At 38.6% G+C, this 16,382-nt stretch carries 19 protein-coding genes, 1 riboswitch and 1 other annotated feature; of the genes, 5 read left to right on the top strand and 14 right to left on the bottom strand.

The features are described from left to right. Nucleotides 1-64: 64 nt before the first annotated feature. A complete protein-coding gene (locus tag OS139_RS06960; protein ID WP_002319006.1) occupies nucleotides 65-778 on the bottom strand; it encodes an MgtC/SapB family protein in 714 nt (237 codons plus the stop codon). A gap of 253 nt (nucleotides 779-1,031) precedes the next feature. Continuing rightward, the gene (nagB, locus tag OS139_RS06955; protein ID WP_002332195.1) at nucleotides 1,032-1,733 is read right to left on the bottom strand and encodes a glucosamine-6-phosphate deaminase; all 702 of its coding nucleotides are present in this window, start codon (nucleotides 1,731-1,733) and stop codon (nucleotides 1,032-1,034) included. Nucleotides 1,734-1,966: 233 nt separating this feature from the next. Between nagB and OS139_RS06950 the strand changes: the two genes are divergently transcribed. After that, on the top strand, nucleotides 1,967-3,499 hold the full coding sequence (locus OS139_RS06950) for an ABC-F family ATP-binding cassette domain-containing protein (protein WP_002290558.1): 1,533 nt from the start codon (nucleotides 1,967-1,969) through the stop codon (nucleotides 3,497-3,499). A gap of 190 nt (nucleotides 3,500-3,689) precedes the next feature. Here the strand turns inward: OS139_RS06950 and OS139_RS06945 are convergent, their stop codons facing one another. From OS139_RS06945 to rplK, 6 genes are all read right to left on the bottom strand, one after another. After that, nucleotides 3,690-4,892, bottom strand: coding sequence for an MFS transporter (locus tag OS139_RS06945; RefSeq protein ID WP_002301341.1), 1,203 nt, complete (start codon nucleotides 4,890-4,892; stop codon nucleotides 3,690-3,692). 81 nt (nucleotides 4,893-4,973) lie between these two features. Next, the gene (locus OS139_RS06940; protein ID WP_002301342.1) at nucleotides 4,974-5,663 is read right to left on the bottom strand and encodes a TVP38/TMEM64 family protein; all 690 of its coding nucleotides are present in this window, start codon (nucleotides 5,661-5,663) and stop codon (nucleotides 4,974-4,976) included. 105 nt (nucleotides 5,664-5,768) lie between these two features. Then, complete coding sequence (gene rplL, locus OS139_RS06935) at nucleotides 5,769-6,137, bottom strand: 50S ribosomal protein L7/L12 (protein ID WP_002294588.1); 369 nt, start codon at nucleotides 6,135-6,137, stop codon at nucleotides 5,769-5,771. A 52-nt stretch (nucleotides 6,138-6,189) separates the two neighbouring features. After that, nucleotides 6,190-6,693 (bottom strand): 50S ribosomal protein L10, encoded by a 504-nt coding sequence (gene rplJ, locus OS139_RS06930; protein WP_002291634.1) that lies wholly within the window; start codon nucleotides 6,691-6,693, stop codon nucleotides 6,190-6,192. A gap of 120 nt (nucleotides 6,694-6,813) precedes the next feature. Next, nucleotides 6,814-6,941 (bottom strand) — a sequence feature (ribosomal protein L10 leader region). A gap of 78 nt (nucleotides 6,942-7,019) precedes the next feature. Continuing rightward, on the bottom strand, nucleotides 7,020-7,709 hold the full coding sequence (gene rplA, locus OS139_RS06925; protein ID WP_002294587.1) for a 50S ribosomal protein L1: 690 nt from the start codon (nucleotides 7,707-7,709) through the stop codon (nucleotides 7,020-7,022). 103 nt (nucleotides 7,710-7,812) lie between these two features. Further along, a complete protein-coding gene (gene rplK / locus OS139_RS06920) occupies nucleotides 7,813-8,235 on the bottom strand; it encodes a 50S ribosomal protein L11 (protein ID WP_002291638.1) in 423 nt (140 codons plus the stop codon). Nucleotides 8,236-8,577: 342 nt separating this feature from the next. Between rplK and sdaAB the strand changes: the two genes are divergently transcribed. Beyond that, nucleotides 8,578-9,246, top strand: a complete 669-nt coding sequence (gene sdaAB / locus OS139_RS06915) for an L-serine ammonia-lyase, iron-sulfur-dependent subunit beta (protein ID WP_002307114.1) — start codon at nucleotides 8,578-8,580, stop codon at nucleotides 9,244-9,246. Between the two features lie 12 nt (nucleotides 9,247-9,258). Continuing rightward, nucleotides 9,259-10,131: an L-serine ammonia-lyase, iron-sulfur-dependent, subunit alpha gene (gene sdaAA / locus OS139_RS06910; RefSeq protein ID WP_002294584.1), complete on the top strand. Its 873-nt coding sequence runs from the start codon at nucleotides 9,259-9,261 to the stop codon at nucleotides 10,129-10,131. 90 nt (nucleotides 10,132-10,221) lie between these two features. Here sdaAA and OS139_RS06905 read toward each other — a convergent pair whose 3' ends face one another. The 5 genes from OS139_RS06905 to rpmG form a co-directional block, all read right to left on the bottom strand. Beyond that, entirely contained in the window at nucleotides 10,222-11,322 is a 1,101-nt protein-coding gene (locus OS139_RS06905; protein ID WP_002319574.1) for a lactate oxidase, read from the bottom strand. Nucleotides 11,323-11,413: 91 nt separating this feature from the next. Then, complete coding sequence (locus OS139_RS06900) at nucleotides 11,414-12,301, bottom strand: alpha/beta fold hydrolase (RefSeq protein ID WP_002332197.1); 888 nt, start codon at nucleotides 12,299-12,301, stop codon at nucleotides 11,414-11,416. Nucleotides 12,302-12,377: 76 nt separating this feature from the next. Beyond that, on the bottom strand, nucleotides 12,378-12,923 hold the full coding sequence (gene nusG, locus OS139_RS06895; RefSeq protein ID WP_002294580.1) for a transcription termination/antitermination protein NusG: 546 nt from the start codon (nucleotides 12,921-12,923) through the stop codon (nucleotides 12,378-12,380). A gap of 100 nt (nucleotides 12,924-13,023) precedes the next feature. Next, the gene (gene secE, locus OS139_RS06890) at nucleotides 13,024-13,194 is read right to left on the bottom strand and encodes a preprotein translocase subunit SecE (RefSeq protein ID WP_002294579.1); all 171 of its coding nucleotides are present in this window, start codon (nucleotides 13,192-13,194) and stop codon (nucleotides 13,024-13,026) included. A gap of 23 nt (nucleotides 13,195-13,217) precedes the next feature. After that, nucleotides 13,218-13,370, bottom strand: a complete 153-nt coding sequence (gene rpmG / locus OS139_RS06885) for a 50S ribosomal protein L33 (protein ID WP_002294578.1) — start codon at nucleotides 13,368-13,370, stop codon at nucleotides 13,218-13,220. A gap of 161 nt (nucleotides 13,371-13,531) precedes the next feature. Here rpmG and cbpA point away from each other — a divergent pair, with 161 nt between their 5' ends. Beyond that, complete coding sequence (cbpA, locus tag OS139_RS06880) at nucleotides 13,532-14,176, top strand: cyclic di-AMP binding protein CbpA (RefSeq protein WP_002294577.1); 645 nt, start codon at nucleotides 13,532-13,534, stop codon at nucleotides 14,174-14,176. Nucleotides 14,177-14,231: 55 nt separating this feature from the next. Here cbpA and OS139_RS06875 read toward each other — a convergent pair whose 3' ends face one another. Next, on the bottom strand, nucleotides 14,232-14,735 hold the full coding sequence (locus OS139_RS06875) for a QueT transporter family protein (protein ID WP_002294548.1): 504 nt from the start codon (nucleotides 14,733-14,735) through the stop codon (nucleotides 14,232-14,234). A 12-nt stretch (nucleotides 14,736-14,747) separates the two neighbouring features. Further along, nucleotides 14,748-14,794, bottom strand: a riboswitch (PreQ1 riboswitch). A gap of 536 nt (nucleotides 14,795-15,330) precedes the next feature. Between OS139_RS06875 and OS139_RS06870 the strand changes: the two genes are divergently transcribed. Further along, the gene (locus OS139_RS06870; protein WP_002294549.1) at nucleotides 15,331-16,296 is read left to right on the top strand and encodes a diacylglycerol/lipid kinase family protein; all 966 of its coding nucleotides are present in this window, start codon (nucleotides 15,331-15,333) and stop codon (nucleotides 16,294-16,296) included. Nucleotides 16,297-16,382 lie beyond the last annotated feature (86 nt).

Raw genomic sequence — 16,382 nt, 5'->3', positions numbered from 1 at the left:
ACTATTTTTATTTGGCTGGGCTTATTACTTGATGTAGGACATCTATTTTACAACCTCAGATCATTTATTGCGTAATACTGACTAAATGCAGCTTTGTGATATTTTTGTGTACGGACAACTCCTCGATCACATCGGCATAAGTGAGCCCTTTTGGAAGATCAATCGTATAGATATTTTTGTACACTCGGTAGTCATCAACGAATTTTACGTCAAAATTCACATCTTCGATTACGATATTTTTCTCTTCAAAATAATCGGTAAGAAAATCTTTGGTTTCTTTTCTATGGATAAATTGGATTTCTAACTTTTTAGTCGTAGGTACATGGATCACGCGTTTCACTACTGTGAGTGCAATAGCAATCCCGATAAAACTGATGATCGCAATGGAATAGTAACCCATGCCGATGGCGATCCCTAATCCAGCAATTGCCCATAAAGAAGCGGCAGTCGTAAGTCCCGTCACCGATTGTTTCGTGACGATGATCGTTCCCGCGCCTAAGAAACCGACACCACTCACCACTTGAGCAATCAGCCTTGCTTCATCTGAACGAATCGTTCCAGCAAGCTGTGGATACTCTAAAGCATCTCTTAATGCTCCACTAGCGATCTCGACTTGGATCAATGCAATGATACATGCTCCCATACAAACTAAAATATGCGTACGCATACCTGCTGGACGATTTTTATATTGTCGCTCAAAGCCAATTGCTCCGCCAAATAGCATAGCGATCCCTAAACGTAAAATAATCTCTGGAATTGTCAATACCATATCATTCATCTAAACACCCTCCAGTCCAATATATCATGTCTGAAAGGAGCAGACAAAAAAAGTGCAATTTTTACCTTTTACGAAAAAAGGACTGTGACAAAATTTTTGTCATAGTCCTTTTTATGAATAAACGGTGTTCAATCAGCTGACCCTCGGTATTACTCAACAAACGGCAAAATATGGGGAGCTATTTTTCCTTTGTCTTCTCTAATACTCAGGTCAAAACGCTGATTTTACAACCTCTTTAGCCTACTATTGAAAATTACAACTTACTTGCTGCTTCTTCATCGATGATCACAACAACATTGTCGTGGTTTTGCAATACACTTGCTGGTAAATGATTCGTTACAGGTCCTTCAATCATCCCTTTGATTGCATCAGCTTTGCTTTCGCCAAATGCCATCAAGACGATTTCTTTACTTTTCATAATTGAACCGATTCCCATTGAAACAGCTTTTGTTGGTACATCTTCTGCTTTATCGAAGAATCGTTTGTTTGCATTGATTGTTGATTCTGTTAAGTCAACTACTGAAGTCGTTCCATCAAATGAAGCACCAGGTTCATTGAAACCGATATGTCCATTTTGCCCGATTCCTAAGATTTGGATATCGATTGGATGTACATCGATGATTTGATCATACTTTTTGCATGCTGCTTCCAGATCTTCTGCTTTTCCATCTGGTACAAACGTTTCTTTGAATGGTTTTTTATCAAATAATTGGACATCCATGAAATGACGGTAGCTTTGTTCATCTGAACCGCCTAGTCCAACGTACTCATCTAAGTTTACAGAAGTCATTTCACTGAAATCCAAATCGCTTGAAGTCATTTCTTTATATAAAGTAACTGGTGTGCTTCCTGTTGCCAATCCTAATACTTTTGCACCTTTGTTCATACCTTCTTTGATGATTTCAAATGCTTTTTTTCCGCCTTCTTCAGCGTTTTTTACACGAATGATTTCCATAGTGATTGCTCCTTTGTATTTTGGTATAGCCCAATTATAGCATTCTTTTTTTCTTTTTACAATAATTAGTATAGACCAAATTGCATTTTTTTCATTTTCTTGACAATAAATAGGAATCCGTGTTAGGTTTCATAAGATGGTTCAATCAAACAATCCATGTTGCATGAAAACCAAGCAAGTGATTCACTGTGGACGCTTTATGTCTGCAGTTTTTTTATGAAAAAGGAGTTATTATGAGTATACTGACATTAAACAACATTACCCAGCAATTTGGCGACAAAATCCTCTATGAAGGTGTCGATCTGCAATTAAATGCTGGCGAACATCTTGGGCTGATTGGACAAAACGGAGCCGGCAAAAGTACATTGATTAAAATCATCACTGGTGAGATCTTACCAGATGACGGACAGATCCATTGGCAAAAAAATATTCACAAAGGTTACCTCGATCAATATGTGGAAGTCGATGAAACATTAACAATCGAAGAATTTCTAAAAACTGCGTACGCAAAAGAATACGAAAAGGAAGAAAAAATTGCTTTTCTTTACCAAACATATAGCGAGACCTTCGATGATTCCTTGCTGGAAAAAGCTGGGAAACTCCAAACGGAATTAGACCAAGGAGTGTTTTATCAAATCGACACCTTAGTTGCTGAGATGAGCAGCGGGTTGGGGATCGATGTCTTAGGTTTAGATTCACTGTTGAAAAATCTAAGTGGTGGACAACGTTCAAAGGTGATTTTAGCAAAACTACTTTTAGAAAACCCAGATGTTCTGATCTTAGATGAACCAACCAATCACTTAGATGATCAGCATATCCAATGGCTGACGCAGTTTCTTCAGGATTTTGACGGTGCGTATATCGTGATTTCCCATGACCAAGAATTTCTTGATCAGATCACCACCCATATCGCAGACATCGAGTTTGGAAAGATTACTAAGTATACTGGCCATCTAAAACAAGCATTGAAACAAAAGGAACAAAATCGCGAAAGCTATTTGCGCCAATATCATGCTCAACAAAAACAAATCGAAAAGACCGAAGCTTATATTCGAAAATACAAAGCCGGTTCCCGATCAACGATGGCAAAAAGCCGACAAAAACAATTAGATAAAATCGAACGGCTGACGCCTCCAGCTTCAGCAAGTAAAGCTGTCTTTGATTTTCCATTCTCGCCTATTGTCACGACATTAGCAGTGGAAACAACTGATTTAGTCATCGGATATGATCGACCGCTACTTGCACCCATCAATTTGACCATCCGCTTTGGTGAAAATATTGCCATTCGAGGCTTCAACGGGATTGGAAAATCTACTTTATTAAAAACACTGATCGGTGAGATTGAAAAAATAAGTGGCGATTTCCACTTCCCAGATAACACAAAAATCAATTACTTTTCACAAGATCTGTACTGGGAAAATCCATTAGAAACACCACTACAATATTTAAGCAGTCAATTTCCAAAAGCGACTATCAAAGAATTACGTCGCCAACTAGCTAAAGCAGGGTTAGTTAATCAATTAGCAAGTGAACCTCTCACTACATTAAGTGGTGGGGAACAAACTAAGGTAAAACTTGCACAGTTGACAATGAACCAAGGCAATTTACTGATTCTCGATGAACCGACGAACCATATCGATCAAGAAACGAAAGAAAGCTTACAAGACGGGATACAGAAATTTCCAGGAACAGTAATCATCGTCTCTCATGAACAAGAATTTTATCAAGATCTTGTGCAACGAGTCATTGAGATTGAACCAAAATAAACGTTTGATTGAATAGTTGAAAAAAAGGAGCTGTGACAAAAGTTTTGTCACAACTCCTTCTTCTGAATAAATGGTGGCCAATTAGCTGACCTTCGGTATTAGCTCAAAAAACGGCAAAATATGAGGAGCTATTTTTATTTGGCTATTCTTATTACTTGATGCAGAACAACTTTTCACAACCTCTTTTCGTCTATTTTTTATTTTCGAGATTTCTCTTTCCTTTAAAAACAACTGTTTGAAAGAAGAACGCACATCCTTGAAAAACAAGCCCGCTAACCGTTACACCTAACCAGCCATACTGCTGCCACATTGTCGTCCCTAGCAATGAACCAGCCGCACCTCCAATAAAGTACATAAACATAAATACAGTATTATTTCGGTTGCTTGCTGCTTCACCTAACCCTTGTACTCGTGTTTGATTGGCGACTTGACCAAATTGATTCCCGACGTCTAATAAAATAATAGCTAAAAGCAAAATGGCCAAATGGCTTCCGCCAACCAATAAAGCAATAAAGCTTATTGTTTGCATGACAAGTCCCATATACACGATTTTTCTTTCAGAATAAGAATCTGCCAGTCGTCCCACGATAGGTGCAGCAACTGCTCCAGACAAACCAAAAATCGCTAATATCCCTGCTTCGAATGTTCCCCAATTGTAGGCGGGACTGCTAATATAAAAAATCAACGTAGACCAAAAGATCGAAAATGTTCCAAACATGAAAAATCCACTGACTGCCGCTTCTCTTAATAGACGTTGAGAAGCAACTAAATGTGGCAAACTTTTAAGTGAATCAAGGTATGAAACAGCTGTACTACTTTGCTGGACAGAACGCGGCATTTTCCAGTAAAGCAGAAGTGTAAGAATTCCGACTGCACATAAAGCAAATAAATAGATCATCCGCCAAGAAAAAAGACTTGCAACAATGCCAGATACCGTGCGAGAAAGCAAAATCCCCACGAGTAAACCGCTAAGCAATGTACCCATGACCTTCCCTCTTGCTTTTGGTCCCGCTAATACCGCACCGTAAGGAATGATGATCTGTGGTACGATCGAAAGTAACCCAATCAAGAAAGAAGCGCATGCAAATAACGTAAACGAAGGCGCAAAAAAAGCGGCCAACAGAGAGACGGCAGATAACGCTGCCATTCGAATGATCAATTTTGGACGATCCACCACGTCCCCTAAAGGAACTAAAAACAGTAACCCTAACGCATAGCCTAATTGGGTCAACATCGTCAATATCCCGACTGCACTTGTGCTAACAGATAAGCTTGCTGCTACTTTCGTTCCAATCGGCTGGATATAATACATATTGGCAACAACAACGCCACAAGTGATTGATAATAGTAAAATAAGCGAAGTTGTTAAAGGTGTTTTTTCATTACTCTTCATTGATTTCCCCCATTTCCTATCTTAGTTTACAACTTATGGAAAAGATTGGAAATAGAAAAATACAACTATTCGCCACACTTATTATTTGTGCTTTTGTTTTCCTTGTTTTTTCTTGCGATCTTTATAAATAAAGACAACTAACCCTACTAGTACAGTAACACTTGCAACCAACATAACTGCAGTTTTGTTATATCCGTGAAACAGAGCTTCTCCCCCACACGCATACAACACAGACGAAGGGATGACTCCAATCACGATCGACAATATGATTTGCTGTAGAGGCAATTTCATCGCATCTGCAGCAAAATTGACCATAGAAGATGGGATCACCGGTATCATGTAACCTAACATTACGCCTATTTTTGGATGTTTCATTTGCCGAATGGATTGCACCCAATGATTCGTTTCGGTTTTCTTATCTAAAAATTTCAATCGGTGCATCAAAAACACAGCGGAGATATTGCCCAAAGCATTCCCTAAAACATTGATACCTGCCCCAATAAACGGACCAAAGCTCAAACCAGCGATGACTCCAACTACTGAAGTAGGAATACCTGGAACAGCACACATCACCGCTGTCAATACGATCAAGAGTATCGATGCAAAAGTCCCATGCGAACGAATATGTGCGAGTAGCTCTGCCTTACTCGCTCTCGGATTTAGAAATAATTGGATGTCTGTCTGATATTCTAAATACAACCGATAGCCCACTACCAGTATCAGAATGATTCCCAACGTGATCAACATCAATCGGATTATTTTCTTTTTCATATTTCCTCCTGAAAAAAATCTATATTCATTAAATAATAGTTTAACATAAAAACAAAAAAGCACCGAAATCCAACATAGGATCTCAGTGCTTTTAAATAGTAAAAATTATTTAACAGTTACAGATGCGCCAACTTCTTCAAGTTTAGCTTTCAATTCTTCAGCTTCTTCTTTAGATACGCCTTCTTTAACTGGTGCAGGAGCGCCATCAACTACAGCTTTAGCTTCTTTCAAGCCTAAACCAGTTGCTTCACGAACTGCTTTGATAACTTTAACTTTTTGGTCTCCAGCTGCAGTTAATTCTACAGTGAATTCTGTTTGTTCTTCAGCAGCAGCAGCGCCACCAGCAGCAGCTACAGCTACAGGAGCAGCAGCAGATACGCCAAATTCTTCTTCAATAGCTTTAACTAGGTCGTTAAGTTCTAGGATAGTTGCTTCTTTTAACTCAGCAACGATGTTTTCAATGTTCAATGCCATTATAATTTCCTCCGTTTAATTGTTCTTTTTTATTTAATGCTTTATGCGGCAATTAAGCTGCATCTCCATCTTCTTTGTCTGCCACTGCTTTGACAGCGTAAGCCACGTTGCGGACTGGCGCTTGTAGTACAGATAGCAACATAGATAGAAGTCCTTCGCGATTTGGCAATTTTGCCAATGCTGTGATTTCTTCCAATGAAGAGACTTTACCTTCGATGATACCGCCTTTGATTTCTAATGCTTTTGCTTCTTTAGCAAATTCGTCCATGATTTTCGCTGGTGCGACTACATCTTCGTTACTGAATGCAACAGCTGTAGGTCCAGTGAATACTTCGTCCATGCCTTCAAGGCCAGCTTTTTTAGCTGCACGTGAAAGAATAGAATTTTTGATAACTTTCATTTCTACGTTAGCATCACGAAGTTGTTTACGTAAACGTGTTACTTCATCAACTGTTAATCCGCGGTAGTCAACGACTACTACTGATGCAGCTGCTGTAAATTTTTCGCTTACTTCATCAACGATTGCTGCTTTTTTTGCGATAATTGCTTCACTCATTTTTGAGTTTCACCTCCTGAATTTTGATGGAAGAGTTTTTTTGCACTGAAAAGGCAAATCACTTTTATAGTTACTTTGCTCAACCAGTATTGTTCATCATCTATTCACTTCGTTCATAGTGATTCACAATAAAAAACTCTATGCCACCGCAGACATAGAGGGACTATTGAATATATTCAATAAACGTCCTCGGTAGGAAATTAAGGCTTGATGCCACCTACTGTCTTCGGTACAAGTTAATTATTAACCTCAACTAGCTTAGCATGCTAAACTAGTTGAGTCAAGAATTATTTTTCAGTTGGATCAATCAACATTCTAATATTTAATTAGAAAGAAGCTTGGTCAACATGGATACCAGGTCCAAATGTTGTTGTGATCGTTACATTTTTCATGTATTGACCTTTAGCTGCTGATGGTTTAGCTTTTAGCAATACATCATGGATTGCTGCAAAGTTTTCAACTAATTTTTCATCGTCAAATGAAACTTTTCCGATTGGTACATGGATATTTCCAGCTTTGTCCACACGGTAAGTTACTTTACCAGCTTTCACTTCGTTTACTGCTTTTGTTACGTCCATTGTAACTGTACCAGTTTTAGGGTTTGGCATTAAGCCTTTTGGTCCTAATACTCGTCCTAGACGACCTACAGTAGCCATCATATCAGGTGTTGCAACAACTACGTCAAAGTCAAACCATCCGTTTTGGATTTTTTGAACCATGTCGTCGTCACCTACGAAATCTGCACCAGCTGCTTCAGCTTCTTTTGCTTTGTCTCCTTTAGCAAAAACTAAAACAGTTTGTGTTTTACCAGTTCCGTTTGGTAATACAACAGCACCACGGATTTGTTGGTCTGCTTTTTTAGGGTCTACGTTCAAACGGTATGCAACTTCAACTGTTGCATCAAATTTTGCAATGTTTGTTTCTTTTGCTAAAGCTACTGCTTCGGCAACAGGATAAACTTTACTTGAATCAACTTTTTTTAATGCATCTTGCATTTTTTTGCTCTTTTTAGCCATTTTGGTTCCTCCTTGATTGTGGTTATAACGGTTGTACCTCCCACGTGTTCTATATCTTTCAATATAGAGCCAACTGAGAAGCTGCTGTCTTAGGGTGTATAGATTATTCTACAGTGATCCCCATGCTTCGTGCAGTTCCTTCAACCATGCGCATTGCTGCTTCAACGTTAGCTGCGTTTAGGTCTTCCATTTTTAATTCAGCGATTTCTCTTACTTGATCGCTAGAAACTTTCGCAACTTTATTTTTATTTGGTTCGCCTGAACCTTTTTCGATTTTAGCTGCTTTTTTCAATAGAACAGCAGCTGGCGGTGTTTTTGTAACGAATGTGAATGAACGGTCTTCGTATACAGAAATAACAACCGGAATGATCAAACCTGCTTGATCAGCTGTACGAGCGTTGAATTCTTTTGTGAATCCCATGATATTGATACCCGCTTGACCTAGTGCAGGACCTACTGGTGGAGCTGGAGTTGCTTTACCTGCAGGAATTTGCAATTTAACGATTTTTTCTACTTTCTTTGCCACGAGACATACCTCCTTAAGTCCGTGATGTGGTTAATTGGAGATGCATATTTCTCCTCCCACGTTTTATCTGATCTGAAAAAATCCAGACAAATAATGTGCAAAACAATGCACACTGATACAGTATAGCAAATTTATTTGTTTTTTCAAGATTTTTTTCTGCTATTTTTACATTTTGCTTGAATAAACGCTAAATTTATTCTAAAAAAACAACAATTTTTCGTTCCCATTTCTTCTTTTATGTTACACTTGCGCTAGCATGGTTCAACAGATGAAAGCAAACAATAACACGGTTTTTTAGACCCTTGTACAAAGATTCCTACATAACAAAATGAGGTGGAGAAAATGAAAGATTTAAGGTATAGAAGTGTCTTTGATATTATTGGACCTGTGATGATTGGTCCAAGTAGCTCTCACACTGCCGGAGCTGCTAGAATCGGGAAAATCATACGTAGTATATTTGGCGAACAACCTGATTCTGTAGATATTTATCTATATGAATCATTTGCAAAAACCTATCGGGGGCACGGAACAGATATTGCATTAGTTGGCGGTCTGTTAGGGATGGAACCCGATGATGAACGTTTAGCTGATTCTTTGAAATTGGCATACGAAGCCGGTATGGAAGTCTTGTTTGTTCCTAAGAGTGAAAAAGCCGAACATCCAAACTCTGTAAAGATGCTTCTAAAAAAAGGAACACGAAAGCTTTCAGTCACCGGCATTTCGATCGGCGGTGGCAATATCCAGATTTCTGAATTGAATGGATTCAAAATTTCTTTAAGCATGGGTACTCCTACCTTGATCGTTGTCCACCAAGATGTTCCAGGTATGATTGCTAAAGTGACTAGTATACTTTCTGAGACCAATACAAATATCGGTACTATGACAGTGACACGAGAATCAAAAGGCGAAAGTGCCATCATGATCATTGAAGTAGATAATCCTCAAGTTGAAGAAACGGTAAAAAGACTCAAACAGCTGCCAAATATCGACAGCGTAAATTATTTCGATTAAGGAGCTAAAAAAATGTTTTTATCGATTGAAGAATTAGTAGATCAAGCAAAAGCTTATCCAAGTGTAGCAGAATTGATGATTGCAGTTGAAATGGAAATGAGTGGCCGTTCCCGTAGTCACATCATCGAGATCATGGAAAAAAACCTCTCAGTAATGGAACAATCAATCAACGAGGGAAAAGAAGGTGTTACCTCCGTCACAGGAATTACCGGTGGTGATGCAAAAAAATTAGATGATTATTTAAATGAGGCAGACTTTTTAAGTGGAGAAACAATCTTAAAAGCTGTACGCAATGCTGTAGCTGTTAATGAAGTCAATGCAAAAATGGGGTTGATTTGTGCTACACCGACTGCCGGAAGCGCGGGTGTTGTTCCTGGTGTGCTGATGGCTGTCCGAGATCGGCTTGATTTGACACATGAACAGCAATTGGAATTCTTATTTACCGCTGGCGCTTTCGGGTTAGTTATCGCAAACAACGCTTCTATCAGTGGTGCAGAAGGGGGCTGTCAAGCAGAAGTTGGTTCTGCAAGTGCAATGGCAGCAGCAGCTTTGGTTTGTGCAAAAAATGGGACTCCTCATCAAGCAGCACAAGCAGTAGCCATTACATTGAAAAATATGATGGGACTGATTTGCGATCCCGTTGCAGGCTTAGTTGAAGTCCCGTGTGTCAAACGTAATGCTTTAGGCTCTTCTCAAGCTTTTATCTCTGCTGATATGGCATTAGCGGGTATCGAAAGTGTCATTCCGCCGGATGAAGTCGTTGCTGCAATGTACCAAGTCGGACGTCAAATGCCGTCGATTTTCAAAGAAACAGCAGAAGGTGGCTTAGCTGTTACGCCAACTGCTAAACGACTTGCGGAAGAGATTTTAAATAAGAGGGCGTGATAAAGCTCCTTAATTTCGAGTATTAAGAGATTAGTTATCTTCATAACAAAAAACGAAGAGAGGACTAATTGCCCTTCTCTTCGTTTTTTATTAATCCATCAATTTCGTATTTTTTACTTCATCGATCGTTTTTGTTCCTGCAAGTTGCATCGTGATCGACAATTCTTTGTTCAGGTGTTCAAAAACAGATGTTACTCCTTCTGCCCCACCTAGATTCAACCCATAAATCACTGGTCGGCCAATCGCAACTAAGTCAGCACCACTTGCCAGAGCTTTGAAGACATGCTCTCCTCGACGGACACCAGAGTCGAAAATCACTGGTACACGTTTGTTGACTACTTCGGCAATTTTTGGCAATACTTCAAAGGAAGCAGGACCTCCATCTAATTGACGTCCACCATGATTGGATACCCAGATACCATCTGCCCCTGCAGAGATAGCGATTACTGCATCTTCTGGCGATTGTATTCCTTTTACGATAACTGGAAGATGGGTGATTTCTTTGATTGTTTTGATGTCATCTGGTGTCAAGCCTTGTTTTGCAGCTGCATAAATTTCTGCGATTCCTTTTCCTTCGCCATTACCACTTGCACTTTGTTCGCTATACGCAGCTAAGTTAGGCATTGGTAATGGAAATTGGAATTGATTGATGACGTCTTCTTCACGGTAACCACCGAGCGTTGAATCTGCCGTTAAAATGATAGCTTTAGCCCCTGCTTCTACTGCTTTGTTCAAAATGAACTCATTGAATCTGTCGTCTTTACTCATATATAATTGGAAAAACTGCGGTGCGCCTGGCGCTGCATCGGCTGCGTCTTTGATTGTCGTATTTGCATAAGTGCTGATGGAAAAGATTGATCCAGCAGCAGCTACTCCTTTAGCTGTATCAGCTTCCCCTTTTTCATGTGCCAATCCTTGGGCCGCTGATGGCGCTTGGATAATCGGTGTATCTAATTCAATTCCGAAAACAGATGTATGCAAATCGGCTGAGTCGATTCCGCGTAATATCCGTGGCATGATTTTCTTTGTATTAAAAGAAGTCGTATTTTCTTTCATCGTCCACTCATCTTCAGAACCACCGCGAATATAGCCAAAAGCTCCTGCTTCCATGCGCTCTTTTACACGACCTTCTAGTGAGGCAATGTTTACAATATCGATTGGATGTTCTTCATTACTTGTATGATAAGTCATGGTAGATCCTTCTTTCATCTTCTTGATTACATATAAATCATACTAAACTTACAAAAAGTAAGCAAACATTTACTCTCAGATACTTTTATCGCTATTCTTTCCAAATAAATCGACTTACAAGCTGATCTACTTCTTGGTTTTCATGAAGCATACTATGAGAGGCATTTTCACCTGTCACTATTTTTTCCTCTATTTCATTTCCGCGTTGCTTCAACAACGCATAGACCGCTAATGCACTGTTTAACGGTACTGTTCCATCACTCAAGTCTGTTTCATCTAGTTGACCAGCAATCAAGAAAAATCGAGTGGTTATAGGAATATTACCGATCATTTGCTGGTAATCTTGATAGCGGTTAGAAACGACAGCAGGCCCCTTTGCTAACTCATCTGTCAGAGACTGCGCACTGTCATCGACAAAATCATTAAAAGGCGCGCCAATTGCTGTTAATGTCTGAACTTGTGGCAATGACGTATCCTGTCCATACGTTCCTAAATAGCGTAGTGCACTAACTCCTCCCATGGAATGCCCCACTATGTTGACTTTATCTATGCCGTAGTTTTCTTTCAGATACAAAAGACAAGATTTGATCCATTCTGCTTGATTCCACTCGTTATTTTTATTATCTTCAAACAATACTTGGACCATCGGATTGTCTGCTTTTCCAGACAAATCTCCTGTTGCTTGTATTTGTCCATCTGTTCCTACTGTTAAAACCAATTCTTTTACTGCTTGCTGATTTTTTTCCAAACGCCGCAACATCCCTTTAAAAGAATTTTCTGTCCCGCTGTAGCCGTGGAAAAAAAGTGTTGGAATAGTGGTTTTTTCTATCACTTTACTGGATTCTGCCGTTTTTTCTTTATCAGAAACTTCAGTAGTATTTATCTTCGTCGTCTGGCAACCACTTAACGCAAACAAACTGATAAGGACTAAAGCTGCTGCAGTTGCACGTTTGCATAAATTTTTGATTGGTTCTGTCATACACCTCTTCCTTTCCATATAGAAAAAAGAAAGACTTGAAAGGCCAATCATATGATCGACATTTCAAGTCTCTTTATTAATCGATTTTATCTACTTGATCGAAATCAAGTTCTGTACTGGTTTCACGTCCAAACATATCGATGTTGACTTTCAATTTTTCTTTTTCTCCGTCAACTTCTGTTACTTGTCCTTCTAATCCAGCAAATGCGCCTTCGATGATTTTCACGACTTCGCCAACTTCTACTTCTAGATCATTTTGTCGCAGGCTCATACCGATAGAACGCAAGATATGATTGACTTCTTCTGGAAGTAATGGTGCTGGTTTGCTTCCGGCTCCGTGTGAACCAACGAATCCTGTCACACCAGGTGTGTTGCGGACAACATACCATGAAGCGTCTGTCATGATCATTTCAACAAGTACGTATCCTGGGAATGTTTTATGAACGATTTCTTTTTCTTTCCCATTTTTGACTTCAGTTTCTTTTTCTTCAGGAACAACGACACGGAAAATAAAGTCGGCCATTTTCATACTTTGCGCACGAGATTCGATATTTGCTTTTACTTTGTTTTCATATCCTGAATATGTATGCAAGACATACCAGTTTTTTTCAAAAGATTCCATTGAAGGCTCCTCATTTCATTGTAAAATAAAAAAACCTCAGTACACCCGAAGTTTTTCTTTCGCTTCATTATAGCACTAAAAGTACGTTGTGGCTAGCGAGTTATTTTAAGATCCAGCCAAATAAGCTTTGGATGGCTGTATCCATTACGTAAAACATCAATCCGAAAATAATAGAAGTTTCGATGACTACTAACGTATCTTTACGGAGTTGTTTTCTGCTTGGCCAAGTTACTTGTTTGATCTCATCTTTTACGCTTTTTAGAAATTTCATGAGACAACCTCCCTTGCTACTGTTTATTTCGTTTCTTTATGTAATGTATATTGATTACAATATTTACAAAACTTATTGATTTCCAAACGTTCGCCGCTTTTTCCTTCACTGACTGATTTTGTGTAGTTGCGAGACCCACAAACGGAACAAGCGAGTGCTGCTTTTTTCTTTGCCATTTACTTCTGCCCCCTTGCTGAGAATCAGACTTATACTTCATAACAGTATCACGTAACTTTTTACTTGTCAATTTGTGAAATAAACTATCTATTGTTTTGGATAAAATTATGATATGATTAATTTGAAATTAAGCTAAAATGAGACAATTGGAGGTATAGCGATGCTATTAAAAACACTTGTATATAAGAAAAAAGATCTGACAACCGTTACAGAGACTAGTACATTAGAAGAAGCATTAAAAATTTTAGAAACTTCCGGATACCGTTGTGTGCCGATCTTAGATTCTTCAGGTAATATTTTCCGTGGAAACATTTACAAAATGCATATCTATCGTCATAAAGCAAATGGCGGTGATATGACGCTTCCTGTCACTCATCTTTTGAAAAACGCTACAAAGTTCATTTACCTGGATACTTCTTTCTTCAAAGTATTCTTTACGATCAAAGAGCTTCCTTATATTGCTGTCCTTGACAGTGAAAATCATTTTTATGGTATTTTGACACATAGTACGTTGCTTAATATGCTCTCTCAATCTTGGAGCGTAGAACAAGGAAGCTATGTACTGACAATTGCTTCCACAGGAAAGCAAGGAGATTTGGCTGCTATTGCAAAAATCATTTCAAAACACAGCAGCATTGCCAGCTGTATTACTCTTGATATCGAAAAAGACGAATACATTCGACGTACATTGATCACGCTACCGGCTAACACTGAAGCGAAAGTATGTGAAACGATCGTCAACCACTTAGAGAAAAAGAATTATAAAGTGGTAGAAATTGAAAATTTGCAAAACCAAGAAGCATAATCAAAAAGCGAAAAAAGAAAACAGCTAATCTGCTTTCTTTTTTCGCTTTTTATAATTAGACACGCTTTTCAAAATCAAGCGCGCGATCTAAATAATACATCAATGGTGCTGAAACAGCCATGACGATAAACTCACTTAATGCAAGCGTGCCATAGGTTGTCCAAAATGCTTGGCCACCTGTTGGAACTAACATATAAGCAATCAGTCCCATGCTGATGGTAAAGAAGATCGTGTTCAATACTAAACGCATCTTTACATTTTTCACTTTGTTTTGCAATAAAGCTGTCAGGCCTAAAGAAAGCAATGTTTGGCCGCCACCAAAAACCACATCCATGATACCAAAACCAAAGAAGGCATTATAGACGATGACCCCGCCTAAAACTCCCCAAAGCAATTTACGGTTAAAGACAACTAAATGATTCAAACTTTCTGAAATACGAAACTGGATCGGCCCTGAGGATACAGGCGCAACTAAAATAGTTAACGCTAGATAAAGAGCCATGATGATGCCATTTACAACGATTACGGATAACCGTTGTCTGCTTTTCGTTTTTTGCATTTTCTCTCCTCTTTTCTCCTAGTTTTTTTAACGCGGGATGGTTGATGAACCGCGGTTATGTGAAACAAACAATAATTATAACAGACTTTTCATTTATTTCAATCCGTCTTATCTGTTTTAAAAAAGTAAAAGCTCAAACAATGTAAACGTTTGCTAAAAATCGTGGGATATGGTATAAAGTAAGTGTAAGGGGTCATAAGAATTCCCAGTAAAGCAGACGAAGTAGGATCTGCAAGAACAGAATTGTTGTGAAACTTAAATAAATAAAAAAGGATGTGGGGATTTGAGCAACCTCTTACTAGAGAACGGTCTAGCAAGCAGCTGAAGATCTAAGTGGACATGCCGAACCTTGGAACTTCTCCTTACGTAAGTAATGGATCATGCGCTTGCTAGGCTTTTTTGTGTTATTCGGTCTTCGGACCTTTTTCATTTTCCTAGACTTCTGCTATAATAACCAAGAATTAATTTTGTAACAGATTTTTTTGAAAAAACAAGTTTCTTTCATTCAAAAAATAGAAAAAGCTTGCTAATTATTGGTTAACCAGCAAACAGGAGTATTAAAATATCTTGTTTTATTGAATAGCAGGAGGAAATTATGAAATTCCATTATCATATATTGATCAATCCATCGGCAGGCAGCGGAAATGGCTATAAAGTAGCAGAAAGAATTTTACCGGTATTAAAAAATAAGCATATTGACTATACACTTCATTATAGTGAATACAAAGGACACGATGCTGAGATTGCTGAAACTTTGGCAAAAGAAACATTGATTCCTTGGATAGAAGAAGAACAGAAAACAATCGATACTTTCCCCCTTTTGATCATCGTAGGAGGTGACGGCACCTTACATCAGGTACTTGATACTTTCTATCAGATGGAAGTAGAATTCCCAGTTGCTTATATTCCAGCAGGTTCTGGAAATGATTTTGCTCGAGGGGCAGGCCTTCCAAAAAATCCCAAAAAAGGACTTCAGCTGATTTTAGCAGCTCAATCACCAGAAAAAGTCCACATAATGGCTTATGAAGAAAAAATAAGTGAAAAAAAAGGAATAGCTGTTAATAATTTCGGTATAGGATTAGATGCAGCTATCGTCCATGCGACAAATCATTCTTCCACAAAAAAGCGATTGAACAAATACAACTTAGGATCATTTTCGTATTTATTCTCTATTCTCCGTGCTTTATTCACTCAAAAAGGATTTCCAATTCTGGTAGATGCAGGAGGAAAACAATTAAGTTTTTCAAACGCATTTTTATGTACAGCAACGAAGCATCCTTTTTTTGGCGGAGGAATCGCGATTGTTCCAACTGCTGATGCGTCTAAACCAGTCATTGATTTTGTCGTGGTCGAACGAATCAATTTCTTTAAAATCTTGTGGCTCATTCTTTTACTTATACAGAAAAAACAATTGAAATCGAAATATTTCCATCACTACACAACAAACAGATTACGTATCGTTTCAACAACACCGCAACATGGTCAAGAAGATGGAGAAGAAATGGAAAAACGACCTTTTGATATCACAATAACCACAACTAAACAGTTGTTTTGGTGTTAATAAAAGAGGTTGTGTCAGAAGCTACATCTGGAACACCGTTTATTCGGAAAAAAGGACTGTGACACGACTTTTGTCACAGTCCTTTT

The organism is Enterococcus sp. E4-223 (genome assembly GCF_035727065.1).
GTDB classification, from domain to species: Bacteria; Bacillota; Bacilli; order Lactobacillales; family Enterococcaceae; genus Enterococcus_B; species Enterococcus_B faecium.
This window is presented reverse-complemented; position numbering and strand designations above follow the sequence as displayed.